The organism is Pseudoxanthomonas sp. CCNWLY206-1 (genome assembly GCF_039710385.1).
Taxonomy (GTDB): domain Bacteria; phylum Pseudomonadota; class Gammaproteobacteria; order Xanthomonadales; family Xanthomonadaceae; genus Pseudoxanthomonas_A.
In genome coordinates this window covers 276008-286020 of the sequence record NZ_JBDKXI010000007.1, presented here as the reverse complement: position 1 = coordinate 286020, position 10013 = coordinate 276008, and the positions used below count along the sequence as shown (strand labels likewise).

Genomic DNA, 10013 nt, shown 5'->3' with positions numbered 1-10013 from the left:
GCTTACCACATCCTACTTTCCACTCTGGTGCCGCTTGAACCTGGCAAGTCAGACATGGAAGATTGCCGCGGAAACGCGAAGGCGGCGCGCCGATCGGTGCCTTCCGGTTAGCTACGAAGACGTCAATTTTTCTCTTGAAGGAACGACCCATGAAGCGATTGAAAGGCGCAGTGCTTTTGCTTGCATCGACCCTGTCGTGCGCGAGCCTCGCGCAAACGCCGCTGGCAGCAAAGCTGGATACCAAACCAGCGTTGACGCTCGCCGTGGCCAAGGAGCTGGCGGCGGCCGCGGAAGCCGAGGCGAAGCGGAATAGCTGGAATGTGTCGATCGCCATTGTCGATGACGCGGGTCGCTTGCTCTACTTTCAACGCATGGATGGAAGCGGCAACAGCAGCGTGGACGTCGCCATGGCCAAGGCGCGGCACGCCGCCAATTATCGGCGCCCGACTGTCTTTCACCAGGAGCTATTGGAGAAGGGCAACAACGTGGTGTTGGCACTTCCGGACAGCATGCCTATCGAAGGCGGATTGCAGCTGATGGTGGGGGAAAGGACCATCGGCGGCATTGGCGTATCCGGTGTACGTTCAAGCGAGGATGGCCAGATCGCCAAGGCAGCCGCGGACCTGCTGAAGTAGCGGCTCGTCGCCGCGCTCAGGCGAACACTCCCAGCGCTTCGGCTTCGCGCGCCACCGACACGCGGTTGCGGCCGCCGTGCTTGGAGGCGTACAGGGCGGTGTCGGCGCGTTGCAGCAACGCTTCCAGCTTGTCTTCCGGCGCTCCCAGATCGGCGACTCCGAAGCTGGCCTGTACTTGGAATGGCGCCGGTTGCGCGTCGATGGACCAGGAGGCCAGTGAAGCGCGCAAGTGCTCGGCGACGTCCACCGCGGCGGCCAGAGGTGTGTTCGGCAACAGCACCACGAATTCTTCGCCACCCACGCGACCGACGACGTCATGCGGGCGGACGCACGACAGAAGATGCTGCGCGAATCGGCGCAGTGCCTGATCGCCCGCGGCGTGGCCGTGATGATCGTTGATCGCCTTGAAATGGTCGATGTCGCACACGATGGCCGAAAGCGCGGTACCACGACGCTTGGCGCCCACCAAGGCCCTGTTCGCCGCTTCTCCGAAACCGCGCACGTTGAGCACGCCGGTCAGCGAATCCTTCAACGCCAGCATCTTCATCTCCTGCGAGATGTCCGCTGCCAGCACCAGCAACGTGAACATGCCCATGCCGGTATAGGCTGCGGGCATCGACAAGAAATTAATGGCGCGATAGATCGCCAACGATTCCTCGCTGCCTTTCGCTCCGCCCGTCAGGATCGCAACCGCTGCCGCACCTTCGCAGATCGCGAATATTCCCGTTACGATCGCGGCGCCCCATTCGGACGGCAGCGCCGGCCCGCGGTGACGAAGAATCGCCGGCACGCACAGGCCCAATGTCAGCGCGCCGTAGAAGGGCCCGATCGCCATGCGCAAGCCAACATGGGGCTGGGCCAGCGTGTACCAGGCGATGGACCCTTCGACCGCGAAAGCTCCCACCAGGAACCATCCCCATCGCACCGGCAGCCCGGCTCGCATCCGGTGGCCCGCCAAGGCCAACGACAGGCTGCCGATGGAGGTCAGGCTGACGAGCAGCCAGTAAGCCGGAAACGGCAACGCGGATGCGATCGTCAGATTGATCAGCCACTGGATGGCGGCGATGAAGAAAGCCAAAGACCACAGCAGCGCATGGCGGCGGCGCCCGAAATTGAACCAGGCGATCAGAAAGACAGCCGCGAGCATCAAGCTGGTGAACTCCAGCGATACCAGCAGATAAGCCAGCGGATTCATTGCAACTTCCCCTATTCCCCAGCGCGAACACTAGAAGGATTAGGGGGAGGGAGCAAGCAATATGATCGGCGTGAGCCGCTTCCGTGGTCTGTCGGTCAAATCCCGTCAGGTTTCACCCGACGCGTTCTCCGCTGGCTCGGGCTGCGCGTGCCTAGTTTGCTTTGGATTCCAGCGCCGCGAGCTGCTGCTCGTAGTCCTGGATCAACGCGGGATCGGCGCGGTCGCGGTAGTCACGGACGAAGGTCTGCAGGGCGTCGCGGTACTCCGCAATGAACTCGGGGTTAGAGGGGCTGACCGCCAGTTGGGCAGCGGCTTTTTCCACCGGCGCGCGTGCTTCATAGATGAGCCGCTGTTTTCCGTAATTCGACGCGTCGCTCATGATGACGACGTTGCGCTCGACGCCGGGGATGTATTTGACGACGAAGGTTTCTTTCTCCGGCGGGATCAGGATGGCATTGCGAATCGGATAGATACTGGCGGACATGGTGTCGAAGGTGATCTTCACGTCGCGCCCGTCGGCTGTCTTCATGACCGCGTGGTATTCCCAGATGTATTGGTCGTTGAGGGTCGAATTGGTCTGTTCCGACTGAACGATGACCGCCGTGCCGGGCGTGCCGAACGCGTTGAGGAACAGCGCATTGAGAATGTGGCCGGTAAAGATGTTGGCCATGCCGAACAAGAAGCCGAATATCACCAGGCCCAGATACAAAACAGGACGGCGCCTGACCATGAACCTGCCAAGCAAGCTGATGGCGATCATGATCAGGAAAAATGACCAGATCGCGTGGTGCGCGAGAAAGTACAGAACGGAAGACAATATTTGCATCGACGAGACCTGCTTTCCTAGGGCCTGTTAACACTTATGGAGCATGCCGCGCCGAGCCTGTGGGCGGGCGAGGCAAGGAAGAACGAGGGCGCGTATGTCGATACGCAACCGAGTGATGACGCGGCCACGCGCGTCCACAGGCCCGGCCCCCGCATCAAGTACGGGGCAGGCTCTTCGGGTTGTTTTCCAATGGCCACCAATGCGGTGCCGCGCAGCTTGAGCTGACCACCAGCAAGGCGCAGCGCTGTGCAACACCACCTGGCGGCCATTGGGAAACAACGCGGCATACTCCATAAGTGTTAACAGGCCCTAACCATCTCAGGGATCGACAGTCTCGCATAAGCGCTTTAACGCAACCACCGCGTCAATGCCTTTTATTTGTCATGACGACGTCATCGATATCTCGTCGGTGTCCTTTTCTTTCAGCTCCCGGCAGAAAGCGGCCGTGGCATCGTCCATGGGGAAGCAGCACTCGATGCGCAACTCATCCAGGGTGATGTCGCGTGGCGTGGCGAAGGTGGTGATGCTGGAGAAGAAGCGCACTTCCTGTCCGTTTCGGCGGAACACGGTAGTCAGCAAAGGCGATGGCGCGGTACCCAGTTCGCGTGTGCGCCAGCGTTGCGGAACATCGGGGTATGCCAGTGCTTCGTCCAGCAGAGCGCGTGCGGTGGCGTCGGTGGGTGCGGCGGCTATTTCGTTGTGCAGGTGGCGGATCAGATCGCCGGCTACTTCTTCCCAGTTCACCAGCGCCGCGCGCAGATCATCGGGGTCGAACACATGCCGCAGCATGTTGGCGTGCGGACTGGCGCGGCCGCCCAGCAAGAAGTGATTGACGCGCTGCGCTGCGCGGTTCGCCATCAGAATGTTCCAGTGACGATCGATAACGAATGCGGGATAAGGCTCCTGCTGCGCCAGCATGAAATCGATGGCCCGGTAAATGCGCGCCAACTCCGGGGCGGTCAAGGCGGTCTCCGGATATTGCGCGGCGTAACCGGCAGCGATCAGCAGTGCATTGCGTTCGCGCAATGGCATTTCCAGCGTGTCGGCCAAACGCGCCACCATCTCGCGGCTGGGCTGCGCCTTGCCGGTTTCCACGTAGCTGATATGCCGTGCCGACACTTCCGCCGCCAACGCCAGGTCCAGTTGGCTGAGGCGGCGCGTCGACCGCCATTCGCGAAGCAACGCGCCGACTGCGACGGAGGAGAAGGAGTTTGCCTTGGGGCCAGGAATCGTCATGGGCCAGAGAATAGCGGCGGGCGGTTAGCGCCGCCATGACCTCGCAGGTAATTGAGTCCGGTGCGACCGGTGCGAATCATAGCCCTCACCGGATAACCGGACTGATGAGGATGCACCCATGAAACGCAGAGATCTGCTGAAGCTTACGACGGGCGGGCTGGCGGCGAGCGTCTTCGCCGGCTTGTGGCCGCTTTCCGCGATGGAGAACGGCGTGGCGCCCGCGGCCACGGCCGCAATTTCGGCACCCCTGGACGCAGCGGCATGGCGCGCCGCAAGACGTTATCTGAAGTTGCCACAAGGACGCGTCGCTTACGTAGAACGCGGAACTGGCGCGGCGGCGCTGTTCCTGCATGGTTTCCCGTTGAACGGATTCCAATGGCGAGGCGCATTGGAACGCCTTTCGCCTTATCGGCGCTGCATCGCGCCGGACTTCCTTGGTTTGGGCTATACGGAAGTTGCCAAAGGACAGAGCGTAGCGCCGGACGCGCAAGTAGAGATGCTGATAGCACTTCTGGATACGCTGGATATCGGGCAGGTGGATCTGGTCGCCAACGATAGCGGTGGCGCGGTCGCGCAACTGTTGCTCGTGCGCTATCCGCAACGTGTACGCACGCTGTTGCTGACCAACTGCGATGCGGAAATCGACTGCCCGCCGCCCGCATTGCAGCCGGTGATCGAACTGGCGCGTAAAGGCCAATTCGTCCCGCAATGGCTGGCGCCATGGCTAGCCGACCATGTGCTGGCACGGTCGCCGCAGGGATTGGGTGGCATGACGTTTACCTATCCACAGAATCCCAGCGACGAGGCTATCGACATGTACTTGCGGCCGCTAGTCGAGCATCCGGACCAGACGCATGCCTATGCGCTGGGCTTGGACGGCAATGTGCTCGCCGGCGTCGAGGCGACGCTGAAGCAGCGCAATACTCCCACACGGATTATCTGGGGTACCGGCGACACCATTTTTTCTTCCGAAAGCCCAGGCTACCTGGATAAAACCTTCGGCAACTCGCAAGGCATTCGTCGAGTGCCGGACGCCAAGCTGTTCTTCCCGGAGGAATTCCCGGATCTCATTGCAGAAGAGGCACGGCAGCTTTGGGGTGTGTAGTTGAGACAAGGAGGCGTTATCGGTAGAGCTTCATCGCGACTCACCGGCACCAGCATGCTGGCACCAGTCCTACAAAGATATTTAGTGCGCCTTGGCCAATCCAACTGCCACATCCAGGGCCGTCGGCGATGACGCGCGCACATCAGGCAGCACGCCCGTGCCTTCCCAATTGGTGCCAGTGATCGGACTCACCGGAGAGCCGGTGGGAACGAAGACGAAAAAGCCTGAGCCGGCCGCCACTTCCGCGCCCGGATTGGCTGCGCCGCCGCTGGCTTCTCCCACCACGGTGGCGCGCTTGGCATTCTTCAAGGTGTAGGCGAACGATTCGGCGGCCGAACCCGTGCGGGCGTCGATCAGCACATAAAGCGGTACGTCCAACCGCGGCTTGGCATATCGTTCCTGTGGCGCTTCGTTGAGCGTGCCGGCACGCGAATGAAAGGTGTTGTAGATATCGGCGCCGGGTGGAGTGAAGGCGCTGACCAGATAGCCGACCATGTGCGGCGATCCTCCGCGGTTACCACGCAGGTCGACGATGACGGCGCGTGTTCCGGAAAGCCGTTGCAACGCGGCATCGATGGCTTGCCGTGCCGGCTGATCGTCACGGCCGAATTCGAAATGCGCGAACTGGCCGAGGCTTAGGTAGCCGACGTCGCCCGGAAGCACCTGCACGCTGCGGATGCCGTGGTCGTCGTCGCGACCTTCTGCATTGCCCGAAGTGGAGAGGCGCCGCGGACGAGGCATCGGTCCAGCTTCATCGGAAGCGATTGCATCGGCCGACCAGCGCACGCGGAAGTGTCCATCCAGTGGTTTGAGCTGTTTCGTCAACCTGGCTGCCAGCGCTGCGGGATCCGGTAGCGCGTCGAACTCACCCCGGTCCGCCGCGGCTCGTAGATCGTTGGCGATCTTTCGGCCGCGATCCACATCGAAGTAGTGGTCCTGGATCGCCTGCGCGATCCCGTCGACCGCCGCCCGATGAGTCGATTGTGCGGAGGTGGCGGGAATGATGGCTGTCAGCAGGTATGCCAGGGCAATGAGAAAGATCGCGCGCATGGAAACTCCAATAGAAGCGGGCCAATAGAAGCGGGCCGATAGAAGGCGGGTTCTTCATAAGATGCGATGAGGGCCGAATGCGTCGCAGCGCTGCGAGCGCCCGCCGGAAAGAAGACGTCCCTGCCGCCGTCCGGTGTGGAAAGAGCTGCGAAAGTTTCGCTTTTTGTACCTGCGTGCGTGATTGCCTGAGTCCGCTTTGACCGGACCGCTTTGCCTGCCGAGTACGGGTTACCATCGCTACCGGCGGGGATCTTCTCACTCGGAATCCGACGTGGAGGCGAGCATGATTTATTTGTGTGCATTCCTGATTGCGGTGGTGGCAGGGCTGCGGGCCATGATGGCGCCGGCAGCGGTGAGCTGGGCAGCGTACCTGGGGTGGATTCCGCTGGAAGGGACCTTCCTCGCCTTTCTGGGGCATGCCTACACGCCCTGGATACTGACGGCGCTGGCCATCGGTGAACTGATCGCCGATCAGCTACCCAGAACCCCGAGCCGCAAGGTGCCGATCCAGTTCGGAACGCGCCTGCTGATGGGCGCTGTGTGCGGCATCGCATTGACGCTGGCGAACGGTCAATGGCTTGTCGGTGTGATCGTGGGTCTGCTGGGTGCGGTGGCGGGTACCTTGGGAGGCCACGCGGCCAGGGCATCACTGGCTCGCCGCTTCGGCCGTGACCTGCCCGCGGCCTTGATAGAGGATGGCGTGGCGCTCGGTCTGGCGGTGCTGGTGCTGGCGGTGCTGCGATGACCCGCCGGTTCGACGCGATCATCATCGGTGCCGGTCAGGCCGGCCCCGCGTTGGCGGATCGGCTGACCAAGAGCGGTAAGACCGTCGCGATGATCGAACGGAAATGGCTGGGCGGCACTTGCGTCAACACCGGCTGCATGCCGACCAAGGCACTGGTGGCGATTGCGCGGGTCGCCCACGTGGCGCGCCGTGCCGGCGAATTCGGCGTGCGTGGTGTCGGCCCGGTATCGGTGGACATGACGCAGGTGAAAGCGCGTGCCGCCACTATTTCCGGCAACGCGCGCCAGAACGTGACGACCTGGCTCGACGGCATGCCGGGCTGTACGGTCATCCGCGGCCACGCGCGCCTGGAAGGCAACGGGATGGTTCGCGTCGGCGACGAAACGCTGGCGGCCGATTGGATATTCCTCAATGTCGGCGGTAGAGCGCTGGTTCCCGAACTGCCGGGCGTGCACGACATTCCCTATCTGACCAACACGTCGATCTTGCAGTTGGATACGTTGCCGGCGCACTTGGTAATCATCGGCGGCAGCTATATCGGGCTGGAATTCGCGCAGATGTACCGGCGCTTCGGTACCCAGGTCACCGTCATCGAAAAGGGTCCTGCGCTGATCGGGCGCGAGGATGAAGATGTCTCGGCGGCCGTGCGCGGCATACTTGAAGCCGAAGGCATCCATATTCACACCCACGCCCGCGAAATCGGTTTCGCCAAGGCAGGCGACGGCATCACCGTCCGAGTCGATCAGAACAACATTGCATGCAGCCACGTGCTGCTGGCGGTGGGCCGTGTTCCCAACACCAGCGACCTGGGACTGGAACGGGCAGGGGTGGCGACCGATTCGCGCGGCTACATCCAGGTGGACGGTCAGTTAGGCACCAGCGCCCCGGGCGTCTGGGCGCTGGGCGATTGCAATGGCCGAGGTGCGTTTACTCATACGGCGTACAACGACTACGAGATCGTCGCTGCCAACCTGTTGGACGGAGAATCCAGAAGCGTGGACGACCGCATCGCGGGATACGCGCTGTATATCGATCCGCCATTGGGCCGGGTAGGAATGAGCGAGCATCAGGCGTCGGCCAGTGGAAAATCCGTGCTGGTCAATAAGCGACCGATGACCCGGGTGGGCCGAGCGGTGGAAAAGGACGAAACCCAGGGATTCATGAAGGTGGTTGCCGATGCAAAAAGCGGCGAGATTCTCGGTGCCGCCATTCTCGGCACCGGCGGCGACGAAGCGATCCACGGCATCATCGACATGATGAGCGTCGGTGCGACCGTCGCGCAGATGACATGGGCCGTTCCCGTCCACCCGACGGTATCGGAGCTGATTCCGACACTGCTGTCCGGGCTGCATCCGGTTGACGCATGACTCGCGGGTCGTCGGTGCCGATAAAATGTTTTCTTTGCGCGCGAACACCGGCATGCAGCAGATCGTCGATTTCATTCTGGAGCTGGACAAACTGAAAGGAGTGACGCGCAAGGTGCGTCCGCTGGGGTTGGACCGTTACGAGAACTCGGCCGAGCACAGTTGGCAGATCGCCCTGCTGGCAGCGTCGTTGGCGCCGTTCGCAGCGGCGGCCATCGACATCAACCGCGTCATTGCCATGCTGCTGGTGCACGACATCGGCGAGATCGACACCGGCGATACGATGGTGTTTGCCGAAAGCGGTTGGGAAGAACGCAAGGCGGCCGAACAGGTCGCGGTGGAGCGAATCTTTGGCGTGCTGCCGGAACCGCAGAGTGCGATGTTCCTGGCGCTATGGCGGGAATTCTATGAAGGCGAATCGGCCGAAGCGCGCTTCGCGCACGCTGCCGATCGCGCGATGCCTGTGTTGCTCAACCTGGCCAACAATGGCCAGAGCTGGCGCGAGAACGGGATCAGCCATGAGCGCGTGGTGGGCAGGGTCGGCCCGCCTATTCAGGCTGGCTGTCCGGCCATGTGGGAATACCTGGAAGTCCGGTTGGAAGAGGCGCGCGAACAAGGTTGGTTTGGCGCATAAATGGGCTGGCGAGATGCAGGTGTCTTGGCTTCGACACCCTGAGCTCACCGATGACACCGGTTTTCACGGGCGAAGGTGGCCCGGTAATCCCGTGTCTTGGCTCGCATGGCGCCGTTGACATCGCGTTGACAGCAAATGGGTATGTTCCGTATTCCCCTTTTCTTCTCAAGCCGGTTCAACGGGGAACCCGGCACTGCGATGCTTCCTTCCCCCGGAGTCGCAGGAGGAGCCACATGAAAGACGAGACGTGCCTGCCCAGAGCGGAACTGGACAGGTTGATTGCGCAGTTGGAGCAAGAAACACGGTCGTTCTATCAGCACTATGCGCAGGCCGAAACGCGTTGCCGCGAATTCGGCATACGTGGTGCCGCCATTCGCGCACGAGCCTTGCCGGAAGACGAGCCTTATGTCTTCGCGCGCTTGTGTGCGCTCTATGCGCGCTGCAATGGCTTCCGCGAACGCCCCAGCAAATTCGAGACCCACGATGCAGACGCCGCGATACCGCGTGCGGAACAGAGGGGCGGCGCGCGCATTGCCAACGTCATACGTGCGATACGCGAGGCCGGCCTGGTGAGCCGCTTACGTCACGCGGGCTGACATTCGCCGCGCCTGGCTTACGTAGATGAAGCAGCGCCAGCGCGCCAGCAACGACGGCGGCTCCCATGACGTACAACAGCGGTCGGCGCGTCGTAAGCGACTTGGCGCGGATGCCCAGCTCCGAGAGGAAAAGGTCGGTTACGTCCTGGCCCACGGCTTTCATGGTGGCGCTGTCCACTGACCCCAGTTCCTCTGGTCCTGCCGCGCGAAAGACTCGCAACCGCGACACCTGACCGGCCATGACATCACGGTCCGGACCGATCGGCATGTTGCCCGTGGTCCAGGGAAGAATGAAATGGTGCCTCACCTGCGATTCGCTGATGTGGGCAAATGCCCGTGCGTGACCCTTGGGCTCGGAGAATTCAACAAGAACATGATAGTGGCGCATAGACACCGGCCATGGCGAGAAGCACTACAAGCAAGCCTACGGACCCGGGGGGAACGATATGTGAAATAAATATGACAAGGGATTGGGCGTGGTGTTCGCGTTGCGTAGCTCTCGCTATGTATATGTAGGAGCGGCGTCCCCCCGCGAGCTCTTTCTAGACCATCGCGAAAATCAAAAGCTCGCGCCGAGACGGCGCTCCTACAAAATCGAGAGCGGTTGCTTCTGCCTTTTGCCCTCTG

11 protein-coding genes are annotated in these 10013 nt (G+C 62.0%); 6 read left to right on the top strand and 5 right to left on the bottom strand.

Annotated elements, in window-relative coordinates; genetic code table 11:
• Window positions 1–149 precede the first annotated feature (149 nt).
• On the top strand, window positions 150–635 hold the full coding sequence (locus tag AADW18_RS16695) for a heme-binding protein (protein ID WP_337344521.1): 486 nt from the start codon (window positions 150–152) through the stop codon (window positions 633–635).
• A gap of 16 nt (window positions 636–651) precedes the next feature.
• Here AADW18_RS16695 and AADW18_RS16690 read toward each other — a convergent pair whose 3' ends face one another.
• The 3 genes from AADW18_RS16690 to AADW18_RS16680 all read right to left on the bottom strand — a co-directional run bounded on the left by AADW18_RS16690 (window position 652) and on the right by AADW18_RS16680 (window position 3892).
• Window positions 652–1830, bottom strand: coding sequence for a GGDEF domain-containing protein (locus tag AADW18_RS16690; protein ID WP_337344520.1), 1179 nt, complete (start codon window positions 1828–1830; stop codon window positions 652–654).
• Window positions 1831–1981: 151 nt separating this feature from the next.
• Window positions 1982–2590, bottom strand: a complete 609-nt coding sequence (locus AADW18_RS16685; RefSeq protein ID WP_337344519.1) for a hypothetical protein — start codon at window positions 2588–2590, stop codon at window positions 1982–1984.
• Between the two features lie 447 nt (window positions 2591–3037).
• Entirely contained in the window at window positions 3038–3892 is an 855-nt protein-coding gene (locus AADW18_RS16680; RefSeq protein WP_337344518.1) for a helix-turn-helix transcriptional regulator, read from the bottom strand.
• A gap of 118 nt (window positions 3893–4010) precedes the next feature.
• Between AADW18_RS16680 and AADW18_RS16675 the strand changes: the two genes are divergently transcribed.
• The gene (locus tag AADW18_RS16675; RefSeq protein ID WP_337344517.1) at window positions 4011–4997 is read left to right on the top strand and encodes an alpha/beta hydrolase; all 987 of its coding nucleotides are present in this window, start codon (window positions 4011–4013) and stop codon (window positions 4995–4997) included.
• Window positions 4998–5078: 81 nt separating this feature from the next.
• On the opposite strand, the gene AADW18_RS16670 is transcribed toward AADW18_RS16675, so the two are convergent.
• Window positions 5079–6047, bottom strand: a complete 969-nt coding sequence (locus AADW18_RS16670) for a S41 family peptidase (protein ID WP_337344516.1) — start codon at window positions 6045–6047, stop codon at window positions 5079–5081.
• A 283-nt stretch (window positions 6048–6330) separates the two neighbouring features.
• Here AADW18_RS16670 and AADW18_RS16665 point away from each other — a divergent pair, with 283 nt between their 5' ends.
• The 4 genes from AADW18_RS16665 to AADW18_RS16650 all read left to right on the top strand — a co-directional run bounded on the left by AADW18_RS16665 (window position 6331) and on the right by AADW18_RS16650 (window position 9386).
• The gene (locus AADW18_RS16665; RefSeq protein WP_337344515.1) at window positions 6331–6792 is read left to right on the top strand and encodes a DUF4126 family protein; all 462 of its coding nucleotides are present in this window, start codon (window positions 6331–6333) and stop codon (window positions 6790–6792) included.
• Window positions 6789–8159, top strand: coding sequence for an FAD-containing oxidoreductase (locus AADW18_RS16660; RefSeq protein ID WP_337344514.1), 1371 nt, complete (start codon window positions 6789–6791; stop codon window positions 8157–8159). Before AADW18_RS16665 ends, AADW18_RS16660 begins: the two co-directional genes overlap by 4 nt.
• A gap of 25 nt (window positions 8160–8184) precedes the next feature.
• Window positions 8185–8790, top strand: a complete 606-nt coding sequence (locus AADW18_RS16655) for an HD domain-containing protein (protein WP_337344513.1) — start codon at window positions 8185–8187, stop codon at window positions 8788–8790.
• A gap of 233 nt (window positions 8791–9023) precedes the next feature.
• Window positions 9024–9386 (top strand): hypothetical protein, encoded by a 363-nt coding sequence (locus tag AADW18_RS16650; protein ID WP_337344512.1) that lies wholly within the window; start codon window positions 9024–9026, stop codon window positions 9384–9386.
• On the opposite strand, the gene AADW18_RS16645 is transcribed toward AADW18_RS16650, so the two are convergent.
• The gene (locus tag AADW18_RS16645; protein ID WP_337344511.1) at window positions 9331–9774 is read right to left on the bottom strand and encodes a hypothetical protein; all 444 of its coding nucleotides are present in this window, start codon (window positions 9772–9774) and stop codon (window positions 9331–9333) included. The genes AADW18_RS16650 and AADW18_RS16645 overlap by 56 nt on opposite strands.
• Window positions 9775–10013 lie beyond the last annotated feature (239 nt).

Coding starts and splice junctions, on each gene's coding strand:
- AADW18_RS16695 (WP_337344521.1), top strand. CDS start 150: ATGAAGCGATTGAAAGGCGCAGTGCTTTTGCTTGCATCGACCCTGTCG.
- AADW18_RS16690 (WP_337344520.1), bottom strand. CDS start 1,830: ATGAATCCGCTGGCTTATCTGCTGGTATCGCTGGAGTTCACCAGCTTG.
- AADW18_RS16685 (WP_337344519.1), bottom strand. CDS start 2,590: ATGATCGCCATCAGCTTGCTTGGCAGGTTCATGGTCAGGCGCCGTCCT.
- AADW18_RS16680 (WP_337344518.1), bottom strand. CDS start 3,892: ATGACGATTCCTGGCCCCAAGGCAAACTCCTTCTCCTCCGTCGCAGTC.
- AADW18_RS16675 (WP_337344517.1), top strand. CDS start 4,011: ATGAAACGCAGAGATCTGCTGAAGCTTACGACGGGCGGGCTGGCGGCG.
- AADW18_RS16670 (WP_337344516.1), bottom strand. CDS start 6,047: ATGCGCGCGATCTTTCTCATTGCCCTGGCATACCTGCTGACAGCCATC.
- AADW18_RS16665 (WP_337344515.1), top strand. CDS start 6,331: ATGATTTATTTGTGTGCATTCCTGATTGCGGTGGTGGCAGGGCTGCGG.
- AADW18_RS16660 (WP_337344514.1), top strand. CDS start 6,789: ATGACCCGCCGGTTCGACGCGATCATCATCGGTGCCGGTCAGGCCGGC.
- AADW18_RS16655 (WP_337344513.1), top strand. CDS start 8,185: ATGTTTTCTTTGCGCGCGAACACCGGCATGCAGCAGATCGTCGATTTC.
- AADW18_RS16650 (WP_337344512.1), top strand. CDS start 9,024: ATGAAAGACGAGACGTGCCTGCCCAGAGCGGAACTGGACAGGTTGATT.
- AADW18_RS16645 (WP_337344511.1), bottom strand. CDS start 9,774: ATGCGCCACTATCATGTTCTTGTTGAATTCTCCGAGCCCAAGGGTCAC.